At 72.3% G+C, this 26,299-nt stretch carries 20 protein-coding genes; 16 read left to right on the top strand and 4 right to left on the bottom strand.

Translation table 11 applies throughout. From position 1 onward, the window contains the following. Positions 1 to 94: 94 nt before the first annotated feature. The 5 genes from IEZ06_RS06715 to IEZ06_RS06735 all read left to right on the top strand — a co-directional run bounded on the left by IEZ06_RS06715 (position 95) and on the right by IEZ06_RS06735 (position 6,290). Positions 95 to 2,872 (top strand): immune inhibitor A domain-containing protein, encoded by a 2,778-nt coding sequence (locus IEZ06_RS06715; protein ID WP_189235767.1) that lies wholly within the window; start codon positions 95 to 97, stop codon positions 2,870 to 2,872. A gap of 129 nt (positions 2,873 to 3,001) precedes the next feature. Next, a complete protein-coding gene (locus IEZ06_RS06720; protein ID WP_189235768.1) occupies positions 3,002 to 3,940 on the top strand; it encodes a diacylglycerol/lipid kinase family protein in 939 nt (312 codons plus the stop codon). A gap of 133 nt (positions 3,941 to 4,073) precedes the next feature. Next, entirely contained in the window at positions 4,074 to 5,672 is a 1,599-nt protein-coding gene (locus IEZ06_RS06725) for a methyl-accepting chemotaxis protein (protein ID WP_189235769.1), read from the top strand. A gap of 77 nt (positions 5,673 to 5,749) precedes the next feature. Further along, a complete protein-coding gene (locus IEZ06_RS06730; protein WP_189235770.1) occupies positions 5,750 to 5,920 on the top strand; it encodes a hypothetical protein in 171 nt (56 codons plus the stop codon). A 205-nt stretch (positions 5,921 to 6,125) separates the two neighbouring features. Further along, positions 6,126 to 6,290: a hypothetical protein gene (locus IEZ06_RS06735; protein ID WP_189235771.1), complete on the top strand. Its 165-nt coding sequence runs from the start codon at positions 6,126 to 6,128 to the stop codon at positions 6,288 to 6,290. A 57-nt stretch (positions 6,291 to 6,347) separates the two neighbouring features. Here the strand turns inward: IEZ06_RS06735 and IEZ06_RS06740 are convergent, their stop codons facing one another. The 3 genes from IEZ06_RS06740 to IEZ06_RS06750 all read right to left on the bottom strand — a co-directional run bounded on the left by IEZ06_RS06740 (position 6,348) and on the right by IEZ06_RS06750 (position 9,521). Further along, on the bottom strand, positions 6,348 to 6,974 hold the full coding sequence (locus tag IEZ06_RS06740) for a Uma2 family endonuclease (protein WP_189235772.1): 627 nt from the start codon (positions 6,972 to 6,974) through the stop codon (positions 6,348 to 6,350). Between the two features lie 130 nt (positions 6,975 to 7,104). Continuing rightward, positions 7,105 to 8,523, bottom strand: a complete 1,419-nt coding sequence (locus tag IEZ06_RS06745; RefSeq protein WP_189235773.1) for a rhamnulokinase — start codon at positions 8,521 to 8,523, stop codon at positions 7,105 to 7,107. Then, positions 8,520 to 9,521 (bottom strand): LacI family DNA-binding transcriptional regulator, encoded by a 1,002-nt coding sequence (locus IEZ06_RS06750; RefSeq protein WP_189235774.1) that lies wholly within the window; start codon positions 9,519 to 9,521, stop codon positions 8,520 to 8,522. The genes IEZ06_RS06745 and IEZ06_RS06750 overlap by 4 nt, the downstream gene beginning before the upstream one ends. A 140-nt stretch (positions 9,522 to 9,661) precedes the next feature. Here IEZ06_RS06750 and IEZ06_RS06755 point away from each other — a divergent pair, with 140 nt between their 5' ends. The 11 genes from IEZ06_RS06755 (at position 9,662) to IEZ06_RS06805 (ending at position 24,762) form a co-directional block, all read left to right on the top strand. Next, positions 9,662 to 10,714 (top strand): Gfo/Idh/MocA family protein, encoded by a 1,053-nt coding sequence (locus tag IEZ06_RS06755; protein ID WP_189235775.1) that lies wholly within the window; start codon positions 9,662 to 9,664, stop codon positions 10,712 to 10,714. A gap of 336 nt (positions 10,715 to 11,050) precedes the next feature. Further along, on the top strand, positions 11,051 to 13,075 hold the full coding sequence (locus IEZ06_RS06760; protein WP_203871755.1) for a beta-galactosidase: 2,025 nt from the start codon (positions 11,051 to 11,053) through the stop codon (positions 13,073 to 13,075). 74 nt (positions 13,076 to 13,149) lie between these two features. Continuing rightward, complete coding sequence (locus IEZ06_RS06765) at positions 13,150 to 13,779, top strand: DUF1961 family protein (protein WP_189235777.1); 630 nt, start codon at positions 13,150 to 13,152, stop codon at positions 13,777 to 13,779. Positions 13,780 to 13,918: 139 nt separating this feature from the next. Then, complete coding sequence (locus IEZ06_RS06770; protein ID WP_189235778.1) at positions 13,919 to 14,542, top strand: YesL family protein; 624 nt, start codon at positions 13,919 to 13,921, stop codon at positions 14,540 to 14,542. Continuing rightward, on the top strand, positions 14,539 to 16,089 hold the full coding sequence (locus tag IEZ06_RS06775; protein ID WP_229797840.1) for an extracellular solute-binding protein: 1,551 nt from the start codon (positions 14,539 to 14,541) through the stop codon (positions 16,087 to 16,089). The genes IEZ06_RS06770 and IEZ06_RS06775 overlap by 4 nt, the downstream gene beginning before the upstream one ends. Positions 16,090 to 16,221: 132 nt before the next feature. Further along, positions 16,222 to 17,193: an ABC transporter permease gene (locus IEZ06_RS06780; protein ID WP_203871754.1), complete on the top strand. Its 972-nt coding sequence runs from the start codon at positions 16,222 to 16,224 to the stop codon at positions 17,191 to 17,193. Between the two features lie 12 nt (positions 17,194 to 17,205). Continuing rightward, on the top strand, positions 17,206 to 18,081 hold the full coding sequence (locus IEZ06_RS06785; protein WP_189235779.1) for a carbohydrate ABC transporter permease: 876 nt from the start codon (positions 17,206 to 17,208) through the stop codon (positions 18,079 to 18,081). Next, on the top strand, positions 18,078 to 20,768 hold the full coding sequence (locus IEZ06_RS06790) for an exo-rhamnogalacturonan lyase family protein (protein WP_229797841.1): 2,691 nt from the start codon (positions 18,078 to 18,080) through the stop codon (positions 20,766 to 20,768). The genes IEZ06_RS06785 and IEZ06_RS06790 overlap by 4 nt, the downstream gene beginning before the upstream one ends. A 253-nt stretch (positions 20,769 to 21,021) precedes the next feature. Then, complete coding sequence (locus IEZ06_RS06795; protein ID WP_189235780.1) at positions 21,022 to 21,339, top strand: L-rhamnose mutarotase; 318 nt, start codon at positions 21,022 to 21,024, stop codon at positions 21,337 to 21,339. 10 nt (positions 21,340 to 21,349) lie between these two features. Beyond that, positions 21,350 to 22,510: an L-rhamnose isomerase gene (gene rhaI / locus IEZ06_RS06800; protein ID WP_189235781.1), complete on the top strand. Its 1,161-nt coding sequence runs from the start codon at positions 21,350 to 21,352 to the stop codon at positions 22,508 to 22,510. A gap of 203 nt (positions 22,511 to 22,713) precedes the next feature. Continuing rightward, entirely contained in the window at positions 22,714 to 24,762 is a 2,049-nt protein-coding gene (locus IEZ06_RS06805; protein ID WP_189235782.1) for a bifunctional aldolase/short-chain dehydrogenase, read from the top strand. Between the two features lie 30 nt (positions 24,763 to 24,792). On the opposite strand, the gene mads6 is transcribed toward IEZ06_RS06805, so the two are convergent. Further along, positions 24,793 to 26,250, bottom strand: coding sequence for a methylation-associated defense system protein kinase MAD6 (gene mads6 / locus IEZ06_RS06810; RefSeq protein WP_189235783.1), 1,458 nt, complete (start codon positions 26,248 to 26,250; stop codon positions 24,793 to 24,795). Between the last annotated feature and the right edge of the window lie 49 nt (positions 26,251 to 26,299).

Below are 26,299 nucleotides of genomic sequence, written 5' to 3' on the forward strand. Positions count from 1 at the left end.
TGCTTTATTTCGTCCTCTAACGTCCCGCACGGTGCGCAAATAGGCGCGCCGGGGAGCGTCCGCGCCCGGCGAACCCGGGCAGGGAGGGTATCCGTTGTCCAGCAGAGGCAGAGGCGCGCGCAAGCGCCTTCTCGCGATCGTGCCCGTTCTCGGGCTCGCCGCCGCGGGACTGTCCGTCAGCGGCGTGTCGGCCCAGGCCGACAGCTCGGCCGCACGATATGTCCCGTCGTCGAGCGACCACTACATCAACTACGCGCCGCCGCGGATCCAGAGCGACAGCACGGCCATCGACGAGCGGTTCCAGCGCGGCACCGCCAAGCGGTCGGGCCTGGCCCACGCCCAGGAGATCGACCGGAAGTTCGCCGAGGGCAACCCGGTCGCCGCCAAGACGCTCGCCTCGCGGGAGACCCGGGCGATCAGGACGGGCAAGAACCCCTTCGACTTCATCTTCAAGAAGGCGGGCAAGACCCAGCAGGCGAAGCTGCTCACCCTCCTCATCGAGTTCAACGAGAACGCCAACGACGACTTCTCCGGCTTCAGCCGGCCCAAGTCGATCGACGACGTCAACGACTGCGTGACCGAGCCGCCGGGCACCAAGATCAACGGCCCGCTGCACAACCAGATCCCCGACCCCGCCTCCTCCGGTGCGGGCAGGGACAACAACACCATGTGGGTTCCGGACTTCAGCCCGGAGCACTACAACAAGATGCTCTACTCGGACAAGGGGATCACCCAGCGCGTCCGGATGGACCTCACCGACCCCCGGGACGGTAAGAAGGGCATCGACATCTCCGGCCACACCATGAAGAAGATGTACGAGGAGATGTCCAAGGGCGCCTACACCGTCACCGGTGAGGCGATCGGCTGGATCAAGGTCCCGCACTCGGAGGCCTGGTACGGCGCCGGCCGCTGCGGCACCATCCCGCAGGACATGTCCGGCCACCCGGACAACCCGGCCGGCCCCGCCGCGCTGGGCGTCGACGCGGTCAACGTCCTGGCGCAGCAGAACCCGGACTTCCCCTGGGCCGACTACGACATCGAGGACACCGGCGACGCCGACGGCGACGGCAACACCCTGGAGCCGGACGGCGTGGTCGACCACCTCGTCCTGGTCCACGCGGGCGCCGACAAGTCGGGCGGCGGCGGCGCCGAGGGCCCCTACGCCATCTGGGCGCACTCCAGCGCCATCCCCGGCGGCTACACGATCCCCGGCACGGACAAGAAGATCTCCAACTACATCGTGCAGCCCGAGGACTCCGGCGTCGGCGTCTTCGCCCACGAGTACGGCCACGACCTGGGCCTGCCGGACTTCTACGACGCCTCCGGCGGCGGCGACACCAGCGTGGACTTCTGGGACCTGATGTCCTCCGGCTCGCACGCCGGCCCGATCATGCAGTCGATGCCGACCCACATGGGCCTGTACGCCAAGTGGGTGCTCGGCTGGGCCGACCCGAAGATCGTGAACCCGGGTGACCGCAAGCAGCTGGTGACCGTCGGCCAGGCCTCCCGCACGCCCAAGCACACCGCGGACGGCGTGCGGATCAACCTGCCCGACAAGAACGTCACGATGGCCGTCCCGCACAGCGGCGCCAAGCTGTGGTGGTCCGGCAACGACCAGAGCTGGGCCGACGTCAAGCTGACCCGGGAGATCCAGGTCCCCGCCGAGGGCGACCCGCGCTTCTGGATGTGGAACCAGTACGCCATCGAGGCCGACTGGGACTACGGCTTCGTCGAGGTCTCCGCCGACGGCGGCGCCACCTGGGCCGAGCAGAAGGTCTACGACGAGGCCGGCACGCTGGTCACCACCGACGACGGCTACGACGACCCGAACAGCCGCATGCACGACTACGGCGACAAGAAGTACGGCCTCACCGGCGCGACCGACGGCTGGCGGCACGACTACGTGAGCCTGGCGCCGTTCGCCGGCAAGACGATCCAGATCCGCCTGCGCTACGCCACCGACGCCGGGTTCGAGGACACCGGCTGGTTCGCCGACGACTTCTCCGTGACCGCCGGCGGCGCCACGGTGTGGAGCGACGACGTCGAGGGCGGCGACAACGGCTGGACCGCCGTCAAGGGCACCTTCACCGACACCTCCGGCGCCGGCTGGCACACCCACAGCGGCAGCCTGCAGACCGCCCAGTACTACCTGGCCGAGTGGCGCAACTACGACGGCTTCGACAAGGGCCTGCAGTACACCTACGACACCACCTGGTCGCACGAGAACGCCTGGAAGGTCGAGCGGATCAAGTACAACGCGCCCGGCCTGCTGGTCTGGTACCGCGACGCGGCCTACCCGGCCAACAACGGCGACGCGCACACCTTCGCGCTCCCGTCGGTCGGCCCCAAGGGCGAGATCCTCGTCGTCGACTCGCACTACGAGCCGCTCCGCCGCAGCGGCGAGGCGGCCGAGAAGGACCCGTCGGCGCTGAAGAACCTCCCGTCGCGCCCGCAGTCCTCCAACGCGGCCTTCACCTTCGGCAGGACGTACCCGTTCACCGAGTGCATCGAGGGCGAGCCGTTCACCGAGTACTGCACGAAGTTCCCGGCCCTCCCGGCGGTGAAGACCTTCACCGACGCCAAGACCTGGTACCCGGGTCTGGAGGTCCGTGACGGCAACCTGTTCTACCGCCTCCGCGACGCCTCGGCCGTCGTCCCCTCCAAGGGCGACCAGCCGTACTCCACCCGGGTCGTCAACCCTGACGGCACCCCGGCCACGGAGCTGTACGGCACCGACATCGGCGGCGGCCACATCCTCGGCACCGGCAACCCCGGCGACGAGGGCAAGGCGCTGGGCGTGCAGATCAAGCTGATCTCCCCGCTCCCGGCGAACCTGGGCGTCATCGTCCAGGTGACCCCGGCGAAGAAGTGAACCCGGTGACGACACCGGGCAGGTAGACCCGTAGGGGCCGGAAGGTCCGCCACGGGATCAGGGCCACGCCGTCCGTGCGACGGCGTGGCCCTACGATTTGCAGGGAGAACCAGAACGAAGAGGGGCAGAGTGGGAGAGCTTCGCAGCAAGGCCGAGCACACCGAGGCCGTCCGGACCGGCCGGCGGGCCTGCGTGGTGGTCAACACGCGCTCGCGCCGCGGCCGCCGCCGCTACCCGCAGGTGCTCCGCACGCTCCGGGCCGAGGGTTTCGACCTCCTCGGCGTCTTCCCCGTGGACGACCCGAAGCGGCTGCGCGAACTCCTGGACGCCGCCCTGGAGGCCGGGCCCGACCTGCTCGTCGTCGGGGGCGGGGACGGCACGCTCAGCGCCGCCGTCAAGCACGTCGCCCACCGCGACGTCGCCCTGGGCGTGCTGCCGCTGGGCACCACCAACAACTTCGCCCGCAGCCTCGGCCTCCCGCTGGACCTGGCCGGCGCGATCAGGGTGCTGCGCACCGGCAAGGTCGCCGACATCGACCTCGGCATCGCCGGGGACCGGGAGTTCGCCAACCTGGCCAGCTTCGGCGTCTCGGTCGAGGTCGCCGGGACGGTCAGGCCGTGGCTGAAGCGCCTGCTCGGCCGGGCCGCCTATCCGCTCACCGCCCTGACGATCCTCCCCGGCCACCGGCCGTTCCGCGCGTTCATCACGGTCAAGGGCCGCCGCCACGAACTGCTCACCCACCAGCTCAACATCGCCAACGGCCGCTTCCACGGCGGCTGGCAGGTCGCCCGCGACATCAGCATCGACAACGGCCTCCTGACGGCCTACCAGCTCGGCTCCGGCAAGCGGCTCCGGCTGCTGGTGGAGACCCTGGTCCGGGCCGCCACCGGGCGCTGGCGCAGCCTCGCCGGCGGCCCCTTCGTCATCGGCACCGAGATGTACCTCGAGACCGACCCCCCGATGGCCGCCGACGTCGACGGCGAGGTCCGCCTGATGACCCCTCTCACGATCAGGACCGTGCCCAACGGCCTGCGCGTGATGGTCCCCGAGGACTTCGTCGACTCCTGAGCGGCCCGGCGCCGGACGGCCGAGCCCGGCCGGCGGATCTTCTTCGCGGAGTTTCTCAGATCCACGCCGGAGCCGTCGATGGGAGGACACCTGCGGGCCCCGCCGCAGGTCGCCTCTATCGACGGGATTCGACGTGAAGATCTCCAATATGCCGATCAGCCGGAGACTGGGGGCCGGTTTCCTCGTGGTCGTGCTCAACATGGTGCTGCTGACGGCCTTCGGCGTGCTGCAGGTGGAGCAGATCGACGACCGGTTGACCACCATCAACGACCTCAACGCGGTCAAGCAGCGCTACGCCATCAACTTCCGCGGCAGCGTGCACGACCGGGCCATCAGCCTGCGCGACGTCGTGCTGGCGCGGACCCCCGAGCAGGCGCGGCCGGAGATCGAGCAGATCGAGAAGCTGGCGGACAGGTACACCGAGTCGGCGGCCAAGATGACGGCGATCTTCGCCGACGCGGGCAGGGTCAGCGAAGAGGAGAAGGCCGCGCACGCCGAGATCGAGCGCATCGAGCGCGAGACGCTCCCGCTGATCGACCGGGTCGTCGAACTGCGGATGGCCGGCGACACCGGCCAGGCGCTCCAGGTGTTGACCGAGCAGGCCAAGCCGCTGTTCGTCGACTGGCTCGCGGCGATCAACGTGCTGATCGACCTCGAGGAGTCGATGAACCAGGCCGAGACGGCGCAGGCGCGCGACACCGCCGAGGGCTTCCTGGCCGTCATGCTGCTGATGTGCGCGCTGGCCATCGCCGTCGCGGTCGTCGTGGCCTGGCGCATCACCCGCGGCATCACCCGGCCGCTGGCCGAGGCGAGCACGGTCATGGCCGCGGTCGCCGACGGCGACCTGACCCGGCGCCTGGACGCCGCCTCGGGCGACGAGGTGGGCCGGATGGGACGGTCCGCGAACGCCGCGCTGGACAGGATCGGCGACGTCATGACGGCGTTCGCGCACAGCGCCGGGGAACTGACCGCCACCAGCGAGCGGATCGGCGCGCTGTCGCACCGCATCGCCGACGGCGCCGAGGAGTCCTCGGCGCAGACCGGCGTCGTCGCGGCCGCCGCGAGCGAGGTCTCGCGCAACGTCCAGACCGTCGCGGCGGGTTCGCAGGAGATGGGCGAGTCCATCCGCCAGATCGCGCACAACGCCACCGAGGCCGCCACCGTCGCCGCCCGCGCGGTGACCGCCGTGGAGACGACCACCGCGACGGTGTCGCGGCTGGGCGAGTCCAGCCGGATGATCGGCGACGTGGTGAAGGTCATCACCTCCATCGCCGAGCAGACCAACCTGCTGGCGCTCAACGCCACCATCGAGGCCGCGCGCGCCGGGGAGTCGGGCAAGGGCTTCGCGGTGGTCGCGGGCGAGGTCAAGGACCTGGCCCAGGAGACCGCGAAGGCGACGGAGGACATCTCCAGGCGGGTCGAGGCCATCCAGGCCGACACCGCCGGGGCCGTGACGGCGATCGCCGACGTGGCCCAGGTGATCGCCCGGATCAACGACTACCAGACCACCATCGCCGCGGCCGTCGAGGAGCAGACCGCGACGACGAACGAGATGAACCGGGGCGTCGCGGAGGCGGCCGCGGGGTCGGGGCAGATCGCCGAGAACATCACCGGCGTGGCCTCCATCACCAGGGCCACCAGCGAGTCGGTCGGGGAGTCCCAGCGCGCGGCGAAGGACCTGTCGGAGGTCTCCGGGCGGCTGCGGTCGCTGGTGGCGGGGTTCCGCTTCTGAGGCCGGCCGGATGACCGGCCACCCGATTGGGACGCACCGTCCGGGGTAGCCGTACCTCCTCGACAGATGGAGGAGACATGGCGTCCCTGATAGCCCGCATCCGCAACTACCTGAGCAGCCCGCAGGGGCACAGGAACCTCGAGAAGGCCAAGGCGATGGCGCGCGACCCGCGCAACCAGCAGAAGGCACGCGGGCTGCTGTCCCGCTTCCGTGGCGGCCGGAGCCACCACCCGACGAACCGCTGGTAGGCCCCGGCTCCTCCGGCGAGGCTGAGGACCGGGGTCGTGGGCGGCCGCGATCCCGGTCCTCAGCCGGCCGGACGGTCGCGGCCCTCCGGCCGGCGACTCAGTCGGCGAACGGGTCGCGCCGGCGGGCGGTGCGGGGCCGCGCCTCGGCCTGTCCGCGACCGCCAGATGGCTGCTCGCCGCCTGCTACGCGGCCGCGGTCCTGGTGGTGTACGGCGCGCGCGGCTTCGGCGCGGTCGACGAGATCGTGCGCATCCCGGTCATCGAGTACCTCCTCGTCGGAGTGCTGGCCGCGCTGGTCGGGGCGGGGCTGCGCGCGGCCGGGCTCGTGCGCCGCCGGAGGCCCGCCGGCGCGTCGCAGGACGAGGGGTGATCCCGTACCGGCCCCGGTGATACGACCACCGGGGCGGGCGATGCCGGTCGTTCCGGCTCAGAACTGCAGTTCCGACCAGTCGATCATGATGGGGATCGGGTTGCTGACGCTGGGAGCGTCACCGGGCTCGTCCTTCATGAACGTGCCGATGTGCTTGTAGAGCATCGCCGCCCGGTCCAGCCGGTAGCGTTCGATGATCGACACGCCGGTGTGGTCGAGCCGGACGATCCAGTAGTGCGGGATGCCGGCCTTGGCGTACTCCCCGAGCTTGTCGGTCGTGTCCTGGGTCTCCGACCCCGGTGACACGATCTCCACGATGAGCAGAGCGTGCTCGGCGCGGAGCCGTTCGCCTCGCCCTCGATCCAGACACCGGTAGAGCGCGACGTCGGGCCGCCGGGTGAGCAGCGGCAGATCCCTCAGCCGCAGGTCCACGTCGTTGTTCACGGTGACGCACTCATGCCCCTTGCTCATCGCGGCGCGGGCATGACGCTCCAGCAGGTTGGCCAGTCGCCTGCCGGCGGTCCGATGATCGGGCGTGGGCGCCGCACAGTAGACCACGTAGCCGTCGACGATCTCGATGGCCTTGGCGATCTCCTCGGGAAGCGCCTCGTACTCCTCGGCGGTGACGCGGGCGGGCTGAGGACGAATGCTGAGAAGCCAGCTGTCATCCGGCAGGGCTGTCATCTGGGATCTCTCCTCGTCACGGTCCGCTCCACGCGCCAAGCCTATGGCCTGTCCTGCCGCCTGTGAGAGCACGCGCAGGACGGAGAGCCGCGTCGGTTCGGGCGTGGAGGCACGCGGCCCGGCAGGGCTCTCAGGCCGTCTGCCGGGCGGCTCCCAGCCGGGCTTCCGCCTCGTCCCAGGCCGAGGCGTCGCCGGAGGGCTCGTAGCGGCGCAGCGGTTCGACCTGCGCCGCCAGGGCGCGCATCTCGGCGAGGCCGGCGACCTCACCGGCCGCCCGCGCCTGGACCAGCACGTTGCCCAGCGCGGTCGCCTCGGCGGGGCCGGCCACCACCGGCAGGCCGCAGGCGTCGGCGGTGAGCCGGCAGAGCAGCGCGTTGCGGGAGCCGCCGCCGACCAGGTGGACCACCTCCACGTCGCGGCCGGACAGGGCGACCGCCTGGCGGATCGCCCGGCGGTGGCCCAGGGCCAGGCTCTCCAGGATGCAGCGGACGAACGCCGGGGGAGAGGAGGGCGGCTCCTGGCCCGTGCGGCGGCATTCGGCCGCGATCCGGGCCGGCATGTCGCCCGGGGGCAGGAAGACGGGGGCGTCCGGGTCGACCAGTGCGGCGAACGGGCGCTCGTGCTCCGCCGCCTCCAGCAGGCCGCCGAGGCCGGCGCCGGGCCAGGTGCGCAGCGACTCCGACAGCAGCCACAGGCCCATGACGTTGCGCAGGTAGCGGACGGTGCCGTCGATCCCGGCCTCGTTGGTGAAGTTCGCCGCCCGCCCGGCCTCGGTCAGCACCGGGGCGGACAGCTCCACCCCGGCCAGCGACCAGGTCCCGCAGGAGACGTAGGCGAAGCGCGGGCCCGAGGCGGGCACCGCGGCGACCGCCGAGGCCGTGTCGTGGGAGGCGACCGCGGTCACCCGGCAGGTGTGGCCGATCTCCGCCGACACCTCGGGCAGCAGGGGGCCGATCGGGTCGCCGGGCCGGCGCAGCGGCGGGAAGATCCGCGCCGGGAGGCCCAGCCGGTCGATGAGGCCGGACGCCCAGGAGCGGGTGCGCACGTCCAGCAGCCCGGTGGTCGAGGCGTTGGTCACCTCCGCGCCGATCTCCCCGGTGAGCCGGTAGGCGAGCAGGTCGGGGACGAGCAGCATCGTCGCGGCGCGGTCGAGGTCGTCGGCCAGCAGCTGGTAGACCGTGTTGAACGGCAGCACCTGCAGCCCGGCCACGTCGTACAGGGCCTGCGCGCCGATCTCGGCCGCGACCCGCTCGGCGACGCCGTCCGTGCGCTCGTCGCGGTAGTGCACCGGGTCGCCCAGCAGGGCCCCGGAGGAGTCGAGCAGCCCGTAGTCGACCGCCCAGGAGTCCACCCCGATCGAGGCGACCGGCCCGGCCCTGCGCAGGCCGTGCAGGACCTCCCGGTAGAGGCCGTGCACGTCCCAGCGGAGCCCGCCGGGCGTGCGGACCGGGCCGTTGGGGAAGCGGTGCGCCTCGGTCAGGGCCCGGCCGTCCCAGACCATGACCCGCCCGCTGGAGGCGCCGAGGTCGACGGCGGCGAAGCGGCTCATCGGGTGGACTCCCTGGCCACGAGCTCGGGCTGGAACATGATGTGCTGGTGGGCGTGGGTCTCGGGGTTCTCGCACTCGTCGAGCACCAGCTCGGTGGCGATGCGACCGAGCTGGTGGGTGGGCTGCCGCATCGAGCTGAGCGAGACGGCCGAGGCGGCGGCGAACTCGATGTCGTCGTAGCCCATCAGCATCACGTCGTCCGGCACCCGCACCCCGGCCTGGAGCAGCGCGCGCAGCACGCCGAGCGCGAGCAGGTCGTTGGCGCAGAAGACGGCGTCCGGCAGGCCGCCGGAGAGCAGGTCGCCCGCGGCCTTCTCCCCGGCGCGCGCGTTCATCGCGGCCATCTCGGCGACCCGCAGCCGGTCCGGGCCCAGCCCGGCGGCCTCCAGCGCGGCCAGCGCGCCCTGCCGCCGCTCCAGGCACTGGCGGATCGTCAGCGGGCCGGACACGTAGGCGACGCTCCCGGCGCCGCGTGCCAGCAGGTGCGCCACCGCGGTACGGCCGCCCGCCACGTCGTCGACGGCCACCGCGCACTGGTCGGGCCGGTGCGCCGGATGGTCGACCAAGACGACGCTGATCCCGTGCTCGCGCAGCCGGTCCAGCCGGCTGAGATCCTCGTCCGTGGGGATGATCAGCACCCCCCGGACCCGCTGCTCGGCGAGCACGCGCAGGTTGCGCTCCTCCTTGGCGCGCGACCCGGCGGAGTTGCCCAGGATCACGGCGTAGCCGCGCTCGCTCGCCGCGTCCTCTATCCCGGCCGCCACATCGGTGAAGAAGGGGTTGCCGATGTCGATGACGCTCAGGCCGAGGGTCCTGCTGTGGCCGGCGCGCAGCGTGGAGGCCGAGCCGTGGCGGACGAAGCCGAGCTCGCGGATCGCCTCCTCGACCCGTTCCCGGGTGGCGGGGGCGACCTTGGCGGGCCGGTTGAGCACGTTGGACACCGTGCCGGGGGAGACGCCCGCGCGGGCGGCGACGTCCTTGATACTGACCGTGGTCATGGCCCCTGATTAAAACGTACCAACGCTCCGGGCGCCAGTCGCGGCCCCCGGTGGAGCACGCGGTGGGCGTTGACATCCCGTGAAAAGCCGTCCTAGCGTCCCCGGCTGTCAGTAAAACGTTCTACATGCGAGGTCGTCTCATGATCCGAGCCGCCATCGTGGGCGCGGGCGCCGTCGCCGCGCACGGGCACATCCCCGCCCTCCACGCCCACCGGGACCGCGTCGAGCCGGTGGCGGTGGTCGACGTCGACGGGGACAGGGCGCGGGCGTTCGCCGCCGAGCACGGGATCCCGGCCGTCCACACCGGCCTGACCGGGATGCTGGAGGCCGAGCGGCCCGACCTGGTGCTCGTCTGCACCCCGCCGCACCTGCACGCCGACCAGGTGACCGAGTGCCTGGAGGCCGGGGCCTGGGTGTGGTGCGAGAAGCCGCTGTGCCGCTCGCTGGCCGAGTACGACCGGATCCAGGCGGCCGAGGGTTCCGAGGCCGCGGGCGGCCCCTACCTGACGGTCGTCTACCAGCAGCGCTTCGGCTCCGGGGCCGAGCACCTGCGCGAGCTGGCCGGATCCGGGGCGCTCGGCCGCCCGCTGGTGGGCCTGTGCACCACCGCCTGGCACCGCGGTGAGGACTACTACGCCGTGCCGTACCGCGGCCGGTGGGAGACCGAGGGCGGCGGCACGACCGTGCTGCACGGCATCCACCAGATGGACCTGATGCTCTCGGTGCTCGGCGACTGGGCGGAGATCCGCGCGATGGCCGGGCGGCTGGACCGGCCCATCGAGACCGAGGACGTCTCGATGGCGGCGGTGCGGTTCGCGAGCGGCGCGATGGCGAGCGTGGTCACCAGTGTGCTCTCCCCCCGCCAGGAGAGCCACCTGCGCTTCGACTTCACCGGCGGCACGGTCGAGCTGCGCCACCTGTACGGCCACCGCAACGAGGACTGGACGTCGACCTCACCGCTGTGGGCCCCGCCCCGGGACGTGCCGAGCGGGCACGGGGCGCAGCTCGGCACGGTGCTCGACGCCTTCGCGCGCGGGGAGCGCCCGCCCGCGAGCGGGGCCGACGGCCGGCGGGCGATGGAGTTCGTCACCGGGCTGTACGCCTCGGCGCTGACCGGCCGCCCCGTGCGCCGGGAGGAGATCACCCCGGACAGCCCCTTCTACCACCGGCTCGACGGCGGTCTGGGGCTGTGAGCGGCGGGTGCGGGCGGAGCGCCGGGGATTGAAACGTTCTTCCCCGCAGGGCGGCGGACCGGGGCGGCGGCGCCCCGCCGATCTGTAACGTTCGGGTAACCCGGGCGGGAGGGGGAGGCGCCGACGGATCCGCGGATCACCGGTCCTGCCTGGGAAAACGCTTTCCGATGCGGTGCCGTCGCGCGGGCGCGCCGGGTGGCGCGGGCCGGGGCGCGGAGAAAGGGGTCTTGTGCGCTAGGTAGGGGAACGTTTTAATCCCCGGTTAAGCGGATGTGACGGGTTCGTGTGAGCGATAACACCCATGCGGCGGTTGTGATGTGAAGGGCGGTGGGCGGCGTGCGCGGCGGTATCGCCTACGGCGGGGACTGGAACCCCGAGCAGTGGCCCGAGGAGACCTGGGCGCAGGACGTCGCGCTGATGCGCGAGGCCGGGGTCACCCGGGTGAGCGTCGGGATCTTCGCCTGGTCGATGCTGGAGCCCGCCGAGGGCGTCTTCGAGTTCGGCTGGTTCGACCGGGTCCTGGACCTGCTGGCCGGCGCGGGCATCGAGGCCTGCCTGGCCACCCCGACCGCCGCCCCGCCGCCGTGGTTCGGCCACACCTACCCCGAGGCCCTGCCGGTGGACGCCGACGGGCGCCGGCTGCACCACGGGAGCCGCCAGGGCTTCTGCCCCAGCTCGCCGGTCTACCGGGCCAAGGCCCTGGAGATCGCCGAGCGGCTCGCCCTGCGTTACGCCGACCACCCGGCGCTGGCCCTGTGGCACGTGCACAACGAGTACGGCTGCCACAACGCCCGCTGTCACTGCGACGTCTCCGCCGAGGCGTTCCGCGGCTGGCTGCGCGAGCGGTACGGCACGCTGGAGGCGCTCAACGACGCCTGGGGGACGGCGTTCTGGTCCCAGCGCTACGGGGACTGGGACCAGATCCTGACGCCCCGCGCGACCCCGACCTTCGCCAACCCCGGCCAGCAGCTCGACTTCCACCGGTTCAGCTCCGACACCCTGGTCGGGCTCTACACCGCCGAGCGCGACCTACTCAGGAAGATCACCCCCCGGGTGCCCGCGACCACCAACCTGATGGCCGGCGTGCACTGGGAGATGGACTGCTGGGACTTCGCCGCCGAGCTGGACGTGGTCGCCACCGACCACTACCTGGCCGGCGAGCGCGCCGACCCGCACATCGACCTGGCCTTCGCCGCGGACCTCACCCGCTCCCTGGGCGGGGGCCGCCCGTGGCTGCTGATGGAGCACTCCACCAGCGCGGTCAACTGGCAGGGCCGCAACCTGGCCAAGACCCCCGGCGAGCTGCGCCGCAACTCCCTGGCCCACCTGGCCCGGGGCGCCGACGCGATCATGTTCTTCCAGTGGCGGGCCTCGCGGGCCGGGGCCGAGAAGTGGCACTCGGCGATGCTGCCGCACGCGGGCACCGAGACCAAGATCTGGCGGGAGACGGCCGCGCTCGGCGCCGAGCTGGCCGGTCTGGCGGAGGTGGCCGGGAGCACGGTCCGCGCCGACGCGGTGATCCTGCTCGACTACGCGAGCGTCTGGGCCCAGGACCACCCCGCCCAGCCCACCGCCGACCTGGATCCGGTCGAGGAGGCCAAGCGCTGGCACGCGGCGCTGTGGCGGGCCGGGGTCACCTGCGACCTGGCCCGCCCCGAGGCGGACCTGTCCGGCTACCGCCTGGTGCTGGTCCCCGCGCTCTACCTGGTCGGCGACGCCGGGGCGGCGAACGTGGCGGAGTTCGCGCGGCGGGGCGGGACCGTGGTGGCCGGGCCGTACAGCGGGATCGTGGACGAGTGCGACCGGGTCCGGCTCGGCGGTTACCCGGGGGCGTGGCGGGAGCTGCTCGGTGTGACGACCGAGGAGTTCTTCCCGCTCCCGCCGGACCGGCCGCTCCGGTTGACCGGCGGCGGGACCGGCCGGAGCTGGAGCGAGGCGGCCCGGGCCACGACCGCCGAGACGCTCGACGCCTACGCGGACGGGCCGCTGGCCGGCTCGCCCGCCTGGACTCGCAACGCGTGGGGCGCGGGAGCGGCCCACTACCTGACCACCCGGCTCGACGACGCCGCCCTGGCCGCCGTGCTCGCCGCGGCCCTCGCCGAGGCGGGGGTGGAGCCGGTCGCCGTGACCCCGCCCGGGGTCGAGGTCGTCCGGCGCTCGCACCCCGACGGCCGGTCCTACCTGTTCGCGGTCAACCACACCGGCGCCGAGGCGGTCGTCGCGGCCACCGGAACCGCCCTGCCGGGCGGCGAGCCGGTGGACGGCGCGCTGACGGTCCCCGCCGGGGGCGTCGGCGTGGTCCGCGAGGGCGGGCCGGTCGCGGCGGTGCCGCGCACGCAACCGGCGAAGGAGGACGCGTGAGCGGGCGAGCCGGAGGCACGGCCGCGGGACGGACGCCGCCGTGACGGACGACTGCAGACAGGAGAGACGACGGCATGCCGTACCGCAACCCCCTCGCCTCGCCCGCGGACCTTGACGGGTTCCGCCTGGAAGGGGAGGGTGCGATCACGTTCCCCCGGGGCAGGATGCGCCTGGAGAGCCTCCGCCCCCCGCAGGACGGGCAGGACGCCAACATCGTCCTGTGGTGTCCCGAGGACTTCCCGGCGGACCTCACCGTCGAATGGGACTTCTGGCCCGTCCACGAGCCGGGCCTGTGCATCCTGTTCTTCCACGCCAGGGGCAGGCGGGGCGAGGACCTGTTCGACCTCGCGCCGCGGACCGGCCCCTACGAGCAGTACCACCACGGCGACCTGGACGCCTACCACGTGTCCTACTTCCGCCGCATGTGGCCCTCCGAGCGCCGGCTGCACACCTGCAACCTGCGCAAGAGCCACGGCTTCCACCTCGTCGCGCAGGGCGCCGACCCGCTCCCGGCGGTGCTGGACGCCCAGGGCCCCTACCCCGTGCGCCTGACCGTGCACCGAGGTGAGATCACCTTCGCGATCGGCGGGGTGGTCTCGTTCCGCTGGCGGGACGAGGACCCGCTGCGCGGAGGGAGGATCGGCTTCCGGCAGATGGCCCCGATGATCGGGGAGTACGCGAACCTGCGGGTCTCGCCTCATTGACATCCCGGTAAAGACAGCACTACTTTTCACACTTCTCGTCACGATTGTTCGCTTTTTGTTGAGAAAAGAATCCTTTCTTTAACAGAACGGGAAATCCGGTGCGACACCTCACTCCGCGCGACGCGTCCGGCGGTGCACGATGACCGCCTGGCCGATCAGGCTCCACGCGGCCTGCGACGAGCTGCTCTGGGCGGCCAGGCTCAACCTCGCCTGGATCGCCTTCACGCTCGCCGGCGGAGTGGTCCTGGGCGTCGGCCCGGCGACCGTCGCGGCCTACACGCTGGCCCGCCGGCACGCCAGGTACGAGTCGTTCCCGCTGTGGCGGGAGTTCGCGGCCGTCTACCGGCGGGAGTTCCTCCGCGGCTCGCTGCTGGTGCTCCCGCCGATCGCGGCGGCCGGCGTCCTGGCCGGCAACCAGCTGTACTTCTCCGCCCTCGGGCCGGGGGCGGGACCGCTCCGGACGGCGACCCTCGCGGCGCTGGTCGCGCTGGCCGCCGTCACCGCCTACCTGCTGCCGATGTACGTCCACTACGACCTGCCGCCGCTCGCCTGCCTGCCCAGGGCGTCGCGGCTGGTGCTCGCCCGCCCCGCGTCCACGGTCCTGCTGCTGTTCACCCTCTCCGCGGTGGTGTTCGCGGCCGCGACCCTCCCGGTCCTGGCCCTCGTGCTCGGCGCCGGCGCCTGGATCCAGCTGAACACCTGGCTCTGCCTGCGCTTCTTCGAAGAGAACGAGGCGTACCTGCACCCGAAAGGCAACCGATGAAAACCACCCCCCGCCGGCTCCTCGCCGGAACGGTCGCACTCACCACGGCCCTGCTCGCCGCCGCCTGCGGCAGTGACGACGCGGGACAGCAGGCCGCGAGCAACGAGCTGACCATGATGGTCCCGCTGTTCGGCACCGCCCCCGACCCCAAGGGCGAGGTGCAGCAGGCGGTCGAGAAGGTCGTCGGCAAGAAGCTCAAGATCAGCTGGGTGCCGAACGCCGAGTACGGCGACAAGACCAACGTGGTGCTCGCCTCCGACAAGATCCCCCAGGTCATGGTCGTGCAGAGCAAGACCGCCGCGTTCGTGCAGGCCGCGCAGGCCGGGGCGTTCTGGGAGCTCACCGACAAGCTGGACAAGTACCCGAACCTGAAGGCCAAGTCCGAGCAGTCCGAGCTCAACGCCTCGATCAACGGCAAGGTCTTCGGCATCTACCGGGTCCGCCCGCTGCTCCGCTCGGCCGTGCTCTACCGCAAGGACTGGCTGGACAGGCTCGACCTGAAGGTGCCCGAGACCGTCGACGAGCTCTACGAGGTCGCCAAGGCCTTCACCGAGAAGGACCCGGACGGCAACGGCAAGAAGGACACCTACGGGCTGATCATCCCCAAGTGGCCCACCCCGGTCTTCTGCAGCTCCAGCCCGTACAACGTGATCGAGACCTGGTTCGGCGCCCCCAACTGCTACGGCGACCGCGGCGGGAAGCTCACGCCGGCCTTCGACACCGAGGAGTTCTACACCGCCAACCGGTGGCTGAAGAAGCTGGTCGACGAGGGCCTGGTCAACCCCGACTTCGCCACCCTCGACTCGGGCAAGTGGAACGACCCGTTCTACCAGGGCAAGGGCGGCATCATCATCGACGTCAACGTCCGCGCCAGCCAGATGTACGGCCTGCTCAAGGAGCAGGACCCGGAGAACTACGGCGACAAGCTCGCCATGGGCGGCAACCTGAAGCGCTCCGACGGCCAGAAGTTCTCCCAGCCCTTCGACGGCTACAACGGCTTCCTGGCCATCTCCAAGCAGAGCGTGCGCACCGAGGCCGAGCTCGACGACGTGCTGAAGTCACTGGACCGGCTGGCCACCAAGGAGGGCCAGGCCCTGCTGGCCAACGGCATCGAGGGGCGCAACTTCAAGCTGGAGAACGGCTTCGACGTGCCGATCAACGACACCGACCCGGCGGTCAAGACCATCAACAACGACGTCGACTTCGCCTTCATCCAGCTCGGCACCTGGGCCACCATCGGCATGGGCGTCTACGAGCAGATGCCGACCAACGAGGCCGAGCGGGAGAACCTCAGGATCCGCAAGGAGCTGGTGGAGCTCGACCTGCAGACGGCCGTGCACAACCCCGCCCTGCCGATCGTCTCGCCCGCCTACGTCAGCAAGGGCGCGGTCCTCGACCCGATCGTCTCCGACGCCCGGGTGAAGTTCCTGGCCGGCGAGATCACCGAGGAGCAGCTGCGGGCCGAGGTCAAGCGCTGGCACGAGAGCGGCGGCGACCAGGTCGTCGCGGAGATCAACGACCTGCACGCCAAGCTCGGCGGCAACTGAGCCGGTGCGGTCCGGCCTGGACGGGTCGGAGCAGGCCTCAGCCGATCCTGCGCTGCTCCTGAGCCGATTCCGAGCTGATTCCGAGGGGCCCGGTGCGACCACCGGGCCCCTCCTGAGAGAAAGGAGGCCGCTTTGGCCACCGACCTGGCGAAGCCTCCCGTGAAGGCGGCCCCCGAGCCGGGGCGCGGTTCCGGCAAGGTGCCGCTCCGCACGGCACTGCCGCGCTACCGCTGGCTGTACCTGATGCTCGTCCCGGGCCTGGTCTACTTCGCGGTCTTCAAATACCTGCCGATGTACGGCCTGACGATCGCGTTCCAGGACTTCGTGCCCTTCCTCGGCTACTCCGGCAGCGAGTGGGTCGGCCTCAAGCACTTCGAGGCGCTGTTCACCGGGCCCGACTTCGGCCGCCTGATGTTCAACACGCTCTTCCTCGCGGTGCTGACGGTGCTCTTCGTCTTCCCCGCCCCCATCATCGTCGCCCTGATGCTCAACGAGCTCCGGGTCAACGTGCTCAAGCGCTCGATCCAGTCGCTCATCTACATCCCGCACTTCCTGTCCTGGGCGATCGTCGCGTCCCTGACCTACCTGCTGCTCGCGGTGGACTTCGGAGTGATCGCCCAGTTCGTGCACGACCTGGTCGGCGGCCCCAGAGTCGACTACGTGGCGCAGCCGGACTGGTTCCGGCCGATCATCATCGCGCAGACGCTGTGGAAGGCGACCGGCTGGGGCACGATCATCTACCTGGCCGCGCTGGCCGGCGTGGACCCGAACCTCTACGAGGCGGCCCGCATGGACGGCGCGGGGCGCCGGCGGCAGTTCTGGCACATCACGCTGCCGGCCATCCGCCCCACGATCGTGGTCATGGCCATCCTCACCTCGGGCAACCTGCTCGACGCCAGCTTCGAGCAGATCTGGCTGATGACCAACTCGCTGAACCGCTCGGTCGCCGACGTGTTCGACACCTACGTCTACTACATCGGCATCACCCAGGGCGCCTTCAGCTACTCCACCGCCGTCGGCCTGTTCAAGGGCGTGGCCGGCGCCGTGCTGATCTTCGGCTCCAACTGGCTGGCCAAGCGCCTGGGCCAGCGCGGACTGTTCTAGGGAGCGCCGGCGATGTCCGTCAACCACTACAAGTCGTTCGGCAGCCGGGTGTTCGACGCGCTCAACATCCTGCTGCTCACGGGCCTGGCCCTGATCATGATCCTGCCGCTGCTGTACGTCCTGGCCGGATCGTTCGCCACCGAGTCGGAGATCGCCACCCGGCCGTTCTTCCTCTGGCCGGAGAAGTTCGTCACCGACACCTACGCCTACATCTTCGGCACCGACACCTTCGTGCGCGCCCTGATCACCACGATCTGCGTGACGGCGGTCGGCACGGCGGTCCAGCTCATGCTGACGCTCACCATGGCCTATCCGCTGGCCAAGCGGTACCTGCCGGGCCGCACGCTGGTGCTGAACCTGGTCATCTTCACGATCGTCTTCGGCGGCGGCATGATCCCCACCTACCTGGTCGTCCGCGACCTGGGGCTGCTCGACAGCTACTGGGCGCTCATCCTCCCACTGGCGATCAACCCCTTCTATCTGATCATCGTCAAGAGCTTCTTCCAGGAGCTGCCGCAGGCCCTGGAGGAGGCGGCGCGCATCGACGGCTGCAGCGAGCTGGGCGTCTTCTTCAAGATCGTCCTTCCGCTCTCCAAGCCGGTCATCGCGACGTTCTCGCTGTTCTACGCGGTGGGCATCTGGAACGACTACATGTCGCCGCTGCTGTACATCGACGACTCCAGCAAGTGGACGCTGCAGGTGCTGGTCCGGCAGTTCACCAGCGCCGACGCCGAGAACGCGCTCGCCCAGCTGGACTCGGTCTTCTTCCCGGCCGAGGGCCTGAAGTTCGCGGTCGTCGTCATCGCGACGCTCCCGATCCTGTTCTTCTACCCCTTCCTGCAGAAGCACTTCGCCAAGGGCGTGCTGATCGGGTCGGTGAAGGAGTGACGGCCGCGGAGGCGGCGGCCGGACGGGCCGCACCCGGAGGCGCGGAGGCGGCCGGAGACGCCGCGGCCGGAGCGGAGGGGGCCGGGGGAGCGACGGTGCTGCGCTGGCTGGAGCGGCCGTGCCGGCAGGGCGTGACCTGGGGAGTGCCCTGGCCGCGCGGTGCGCTGCGGCCCGGGGTCCCCTTCGCGCTCGCCGACGGCACCCCGGTGCAGAGCTGGACCACCGCGACCTGGCCCGACGGCTCGGTCAAGTGGTCGGCCCACGCCATCGGGCCGCAGGCCGTACCCGCCGAGTCCTACGAGCTGGTCCCCGGCGCCGAGCCCGCCGCACCGGACGACCCGGTGACCGTCACCCGCGACGGCGACGGGCTGCGGGTCGCCACCGGACCGGTCGCCTGGACCCTGCCCGGGGCGGGCGGGACGGACCTGATCGCCTCCGTCGCGTACGGCGGCACCGAGATCGTGCGCGGGGTGCGCCTGGTCAGCCTCCGCCAGGACACCCCCGACGAGGACGGCTCGCGCGTCCGCGAACCGGCCGCCGGCGTCGTCTCGGCGGTCGCCGTCGAGCAGGACGGCCCGGTGCGCGCGGTGGTGCGGCTGGAGGGCCGGCACGTCGAGGCGGGCGGGAGGTCCTGGCTGCCCTTCACGGTGCGCCTGTACTTCCACGCCGGGGCGCCGGACGTGCGCGTCGTGCACAGCTTCGTCTGGGACGGCGACGCCTCCGCCGACTTCCTCGCCGGACTGGGCCTGCGCGCCGAGGTGGTCATGCGCGACGAGCCGCACGACCGGCACGTCCGGCTGGCCGGGGCGGAGGGCTTCCTCACCGAGGCCGTCCGGGGCCTGACCGGCCTGCGCCGCGATCCGGGCGAGGCCGTACGGCGGGCGCAGACCGAGGGCCGGCCGGTCGGGGAGATCGGGAACCCGGAGGTGGCCGGGCGGCTGCACCTGATCCCCGTCTGGAACGACCACACCCTGGAGCAGAGCAGCGCCGACGGCTTCACCCTGCGCAAGCGCACCGCGCCCGGGCACGCCTGGGTCACCGTCCCGGCGGGCACCAGGTCGGAGGGCTACGGCTACGTCGGAGGCGTGAGCGGCGGCCTGGGCTTCGGCCTGCGCGACTTCTGGCGGCTGCACCCCACCCGGCTGGACGTGCGCGGCGCCGCCGTGGGGGCGGGGGAGGCCGCCGAGGTCACGGTCTGGCTCTGGTCGCCCGGCGCGCCCCCGATGGACCTGCGCTTCTGGCACGACGGGATGGGCCAGGACACCCACGCCGGGCAGCTCGAGGGCCTGGAGATCACCTACGAGGACCACGAGCCGGGCTTCGGCGACCCGCACGGCGTCGCCCGCACCCACGAGCTGACCCTGCGGGTCCATCCGGCCACCCCGCCGGCCGCGGAGCTGGCCGAGCACGCCGCGCTGCTGCAGGCCCCCGGCCTGCTCGCCGCCGCGCCCGAGCGGCTGCGCGCGGCGGGCGTGTTCGGCGTCTGGTCGCCGCCGGACCGGTCGGACCCGGCCGCCGCGGCGATCGAGGACCGGCTGGACTTCCTGTTCGACTTCTACGTGCGCCAGCGCGAGGAGCGCCGGTGGTACGGGTTCTGGGACTACGGCGACGTCATGCACGCCTACGACCCCGACCGGCACACCTGGCGCTACGACGTGGGCGGCTACGCCTGGGACAACTCCGAGCTCTCGCCGGACCTGTGGCTGTGGTACCAGTATCTGCGCACCGGGCGGGCCGACGTCTTCCGGTTCGCCGAGGCGATGACCCGGCACACCGGCGAGGTGGACGTCCACCACCTGGGCCGGTGGAAGGGTCTGGGGTCCCGGCACAACGTGCAGCACTGGGGGTGCAGCTGCAAGCAGCTGCGCGTCTCCAGCGCCGTCTACCGGCGCTTCTTCTTCTACCTGACCGCCGACGAGCGCACCGGGGACCTGCTCGACGAGCTCGCCGCGCCCGAGGAGACGTTCCTGGCCGTCGACCCGCTGCGCAAGGTCCGCCGGGACGCCTACACCCCTGATCCCGCCGCCCTGGCGGTGGGGCTCGGCGTGGACTGGGGGGCGCTGGCCGCGGCCTGGCTCACCCGCTGGGAGCGGCACGGCGACGAGCGGGCCCGGGACCGGCTGCTGGGCACGATGGCGGACATCGCGGCGCTGCGGCACGGCTTCCTCACCGGGGAGGCCCGCCTGGACCTGGCGACCGGGCGGTTCGACACCACCCGGGAGGCCGTCGAGGTCTCCCACCTGTCGGCGGTGTTCGGGCTGGCGGAGGTCTGCGCCGAGCTGATCGACCTGGACCTGGGCGTGCCCGGCTTCGAGGAGGCCTGGCTGGACTACTGCCGGCTCTACCTCGCCGGGGCCGAGCGGCAGGCCGCCGAGCTGGGCCGGGCACTGGAGGGCGTCTCGCTCGTCCAGGCGCACAGCAGGCTCGCCGCCTACGCCGCGGCGCGCACCGGCGACGCGGAGCTCGCCCGGCTGGCCTGGCGCGCGTTCTTCCGGGACGAGGGCGACCGGCTCAACGTCAACCCGCTGCAGCGCGAGCGCGACTGGCGGCTGACCGAGGTCCGCGGCCCGGCGGTGCTCATGCCGGTCACCGAGGCGCCCTTCGTCTCCACCAACGACGCCGCCCAGTACGGCCTGGCCGCCATCCAGAACCTCGCCCTGCTCGGAGACAGGATCACCGCCCCCTGACCCGTCCGTGACCGCCGTGCCCCGGACGGAGCACGGACGCCCCGTGGACCCCCTCCGGCGGCGGGTGCGGCGGTCGCGGGCGCCCCAGGCCGTCCGGTCCGGCCGACGGCTGTTTAAAACGTGTCACCTCAGATTACCGTCCGATTCCATGGAAGTTCGCACCGTATTACCGATTTCACCGCATTGACAGGGGAGTGCGCACGCCGTACTTTCCTGGAAGCTCTTAAAACGTTTTGAGGAGACTGGAGCCTGTGTGCAGCGCGTCTGCTTCCTGCTGAAGGTCCGGCCCGAGCGGCTGGAGGAGTACCGAGAGCGGCACCGGGAGGTGTGGCCGGAGATGCTCGACGCCCTGCGGCGGTCGGGATGGCGCAACTACTCGCTGTTCCTGCGCCTCGACGGGCTGCTGGTGGGCTACCTGGAGACCGAGGACTTCGCGGCCGCCCGCGCGGCGATGGCCGCGACCGGGGTCAACGCCCGCTGGCAGGCCGAGATGGCGCCGTTCTTCGAAGCCCTCGACGGGCGCCCGGACGAGGGCATGAGCCCGCTCGACGAAGTGTTCCACCTGGACTGATCGGGAAGACATGACCACCGACATCAAGGCCGCGCTGCGGGCGCAGGCCATCGAGACCCCCTCCTGGGCGTACGGCAACTCCGGCACCCGCTTCAAGGTGTTCGCCCAGCCCGGGGTGCCGCGCGACCCGTTCGAGAAGCTGGCCGACGCCGCCCAGGTGCACGCCTTCACCGGGATCGCGCCCAGCGTGGCGCTGCACATCCCCTGGGACGAGGTGGACGACTACGCGGCGCTGTCCGCGCACGCCGCCGGCCTGGGCCTGCGGATCGGCGCGATCAACTCCAACGTGTTCCAGGACGACGACTACCGGCTGGGCAGCGTCACCAACCCCGACGCGCGGATCCGGCGCAAGGCGACCGACCACCTGCTGGCGTGCGTGGACGTCATGGACGCCACCGGCTCCGACACGCTCAAGCTCTGGTTCTCCGACGGGATCAACTACCCCGGTCAGGACGACCTGCGGGCCCGCCAGGACCGGCTGGCCGAGGCCCTGTCGGAGGTCTACGACCGGCTCGGCGAGGGCCAGCGGTTCCTGCTGGAGTACAAGCTGTTCGAGCCGGCGTTCTACGCCACCGACGTGCCCGACTGGGGCACCGCCTACGCGCACTGCGTCCGGCTCGGGGAGAAGGCGCAGGTCGTCGTGGACACCGGGCACCACGCGCCGGGCACCAACATCGAGTTCATCGTCGCGTTCCTGCTGCGCGAGGGGAGGCTCGGCGGCTTCGACTTCAACTCCCGCTTCTACGCCGACGACGACCTGATGGTCGGCTCGGCCGACCCGTTCCAGCTCTTCCGGATCATGTTCGAGGTGGTCCGCGGCGGCGGGTACGGCCCGGAGTCGGGCGTGGCGTTCATGCTCGACCAGTGCCACAACATCGAGCCGAAGATCGCCGGTCAGATCCGCTCGGTGATGAACGTGCAGGAGGCCACGGCCAAGGCCCTGCTGGTGGACACCGGCGCGCTGGCCGCCGCCCAGGCGGCCGGGGACGTGCTCGGCGCCAACGCGGTGCTGATGGACGCCTACAACACCGACGTGCGGCCGCTCCTGGCGGAGCTGCGCGCGGAGGCGGGCCTGGAGCCCGACCCGATGGCCGCCTACGCCCGGTCGGGCTACTTCGAGAGGGTCTGCGCCGAGCGGGTCGGCGGCACGCAGGCCGGCTGGGGCGCGTGAGCACCGGGCGCCCCGGCCGGGAACCCGCCACGAGGGTCCGGCCGAGGCGCCCGCTCCGCCCCGGGGACACGGCTTCGCGGACACGGCTGCGGACACGGCTTCGAGAAGACGGCCGTGCGGACACGGCCTTGAGAAGACGGCCGTGCGGACACGGCCTTGAGAACACGGACGATTCGTTGAAGGACTCGTTGGGGGACACCGTCATGACGTCACCGGTCGAAGAACTGCTGCGGCGCTCGCACGCGCTCGGCGCCGACCCGCGCAACACCAACTACGCGGGCGGCAACACCTCCGCCAAGGGCACCGCCGCCGACCCGGTCACGGGCTCGGAGACGGAGCTGATGTGGGTCAAGGGCTCCGGCGGCGACCTGGGCACGCTGAGCGAGGCGGGCCTGGCCGTACTGCGCCTGGACCGGCTGCGCGCCCTGGCCGGGGTCTACCCGGGGGTCGAGCGCGAGGACGAGATGGTCGCCGCGTTCGACCACTGCGCGTTCGGCAGGGGCGGCGCCGCGCCCAGCATCGACACCGCGATGCACGGCCTGGTCGACGCCGCCCACGTCGACCACCTGCACCCCGACGCGGGCATCGCGATCGCCACCGCCGCCGACGGCCCCGAGCTGACCCGGCGGATCTTCGGCGACCGGGTGGTCTGGGTGCCCTGGCGGCGCCCCGGCTTCCAGCTCGGCCTCGACATCGCCGCCGTCAAGGCCGGCAACCCGCGGGCGATCGGCTGCGTCCTGGGCGGCCACGGCATCACCGCCTGGGGGGACACCTCCGCCGCGTGCGAGGCCAACTCGCTGGAGATCATCCGTACCGCCGAGGCGTACATCGCCGAGCACGGCCGTCCCGACCCGTTCGGCGCGGTGCTGCCCGGCCGCGAGCCGCTGCCCGGGCCCGCCCGGCACGAGCGCGCCGCCGCGCTGCTCCCGCTGGTGCGCGGTCTGGCCTCGACCGACGCCCCGCAGGTCGGCCACTACACCGACACCCCCGAGGTGCTGGACTTCCTGGCCCGCGCCGAGCACCCCCGCCTGGCCGCGCTGGGCACCTCCTGTCCGGACCACTTCCTGCGCACCAAGGTCCGGCCGCTGGTGCTCGACCTGCCCGCCGACGCGCCCCTCGACGCGGCGGCGGCGCGCCTGCGCGAGCTGCACGCCGCCTACCGCGAGGACTACGCCGCCTACTACGAGCGCTACGCCACGCCGGCGTCCCCGCCGATGCGCGGCGCCGACCCGGCGATCGTGCTGGTGCCCGGGGTCGGCATGTTCTCCTTCGGCAGGGACAAGCAGACCGCCCGGGTGGCCGGCGAGTTCTACGTCAACGCGATCAACGTGATGCGCGGCGCCGAGGCGCTGTCGTCGTACGCGCCGATCGAGGAGTCCGAGAAGTTCCGCATCGAGTACTGGGAGCTGGAGGAGGCCAAGCTCCGCCGGATGCCCGCGCCCAGGCCGCTGGCCGCCCGGGTGGCGCTGGTCACCGGCGGCGGCTCGGGCATCGGCGCGGCCACCGCCCGGCGGCTGGCCGCCGAGGGCGCGTGCGTGGTGGTCGCCGACCGCGACCCGGTCGCCGCGGAGAAGGTCGCCGCCGAGCTCGGCGCGAAGGCCCACCGGGCGGGCGACGTCGCGGTCGCCGTGGAGATGGACGTCACCTCCGAGGAGCAGGTCGCCGCCGCGGTACGGCAGGCCGTCCTGGCCTTCGGCGGCGTGGACCTGGTCGTCAACAACGCCGGCCTCTCGCTGTCGCGGTCGCTGCTGGAGACCACGGCCGCCGACTGGGACCTGCAGCACGACGTGATGGCCCGCGGTTCCTTCCTGGTCTCGCGGGAGACCGCCCGGGTGATGATCGACCAGGCGATGGGCGGCGACATCGTCTACATCTCCTCCAAGAACGCCGTCTTCGCCGGCCCGAACAACCTGGCGTACGGCGCGGCCAAGGCCGACCAGGCGCACCAGGTGCGGCTGCTCGCCGCCGAGCTGGGCGGGCACGGCATCCGGGTCAACGGCGTCAACCCCGACGGGGTGGTGCGCGGCTCGGGCATCTTCGCCTCCGGCTGGGGCGCCAACCGGGCCGCGGTCTACGGGGTGGAGGAGGAGAAACTGGGCGAGTTCTACGCCCAGCGCACCCTGCTCAAGCGCGAGGTCCTGCCCGAGCACGTCGCGGCGGCCGTCTTCGCGCTGACCGGCGGCGACCTGGGCCGCACGACGGGGCTGCACGTCCCGGTCGACTCGGGGGTGGCGGCGGCCTTCCTGCGCTGAGCCCCGGGGCTCCCGGCCGGTCCGGGACCCTCATGCCGACCTGCCCGAGATGCGGCGCAGCGCCTCCCGGAACCGGCCCGGCCGGGCGGGCTCCGGCCGTACGCGGGGTGCGGGGGCCAGCCCGTCCCGGGCCCGCAGCAGGTCGGCGAGGGCCTCGGCGGCGGAGGGGCGCTTGGCCGGCGTGTGGTCGCGCATCCGGCGCAGCAGGTCCATGACCTCCGGCGCGATCCCGGGCGCGGCGTCACCCGGCGCGGGTTCGGCGTCCGGGCTCGCGGGCGGCAGCGCGCCGGTGAGCAGCCGGAAGGCGATCACCCCGGCCGCGTAGACGTCGGAGGCCGCCGTCATCAGCTCCGGCCTGGCCTGGCACTCGGGGGCCGTGTAGTGGGTGTCCAGCACGTTGGGCAGCTCGTTGGCCACGGTGTGCGCGCGCGGGCCGGGCTTGGCGTAGTCGAACCCGGTCAGCATCGCGCGCCCGTCCTCCGCGACGAGCACGCAGGCGGGGCTGAGCGCCCGGTGGACCACGTTGTTGGCGTGCACGTGGGCCAGGCCGTCCAGCATGTCCTCCACGATGCCCACCAGCATGCCGAGCCGCTGCACGGCGGGCGGCGCGTGCCGCCCGGAGGCGCCCAGGTGCAGGTGGAGCGCGCGGCCGTGCACGTCGTCGAGGACCAGCACGAACCGGCTCTCGTCGTCGACGGCGAAGAAGTCGCGGGAGCGGACGACGCACGGGTGCGGCGGGATCCGGGTCAGGGCCTGGTAGGCGTTGGTGATCAGCCGCCGCTCGGCCTCCCGCGGCCCCTCCTCGGCCAGCGGGTCGGCCCGGTACACCCGGAGCAGGACCGTCTCGCCGCCGCGCACCGTCGCGTTGACCGCGCGGTACTCGGTGACCCGGTTGTCCCCGCCGAGCTCCTCCTCCACCTCCCAGTTGCCGAACCTCGGGGGCGCGGTGGAGCGCCGGACGCTCCCGTTCAGCGCCTCGATGATCGCCGTCCGGTACGGCCCGGTGTCGGTGCTGTAACCGCGCCGGACCCGGGAGGCGTCGCCCAGCGTCGCGATCAGCCCCGGCAGGTCCGTGACGTGCCGGGAGTCGCGGCCGGCCGGGTCGACCAGCTCGGCGTCGGCCCCGGTCAGCACGACGACGCTGTCGACGTAGACGCGCTCCAGCTCCCGGCGCGCCCGCATCAGCAGGCCCTTGAGCGCCCGCCCGTTGCCCCGCAGCTTGCTCACCGGCGAACCGAACGCGCTGCGCCGCTCCGGGAACCACCGGGTCCCGGCCACCTCGATCCGGCCCCGGGTGCCCTTGACGTCGATGACGCACAGGGAGTGACCGGTCAGCACGACCAGGTCGACCTCGAAGGAGTCGTCGGAGCGCGGCACCTCGATGTTGTGCAGGAGCAGCCAGTCGCCGGGCGCGTTGTCCCGCAGGTGCGCGATGACCCGCCGCTCGGCGTCGTTGACCGGGCGTCCGCCCCCGACGATCTGTGCCATGTCGAGCGTGCCGCCTTCCTCGCCGCGTTCCGGGCCTGACGTCGTGTCC

Source organism: Planomonospora antibiotica, from assembly GCF_014647955.1.
GTDB lineage: Bacteria > Actinomycetota > Actinomycetes > Streptosporangiales > Streptosporangiaceae > Planomonospora > Planomonospora parontospora.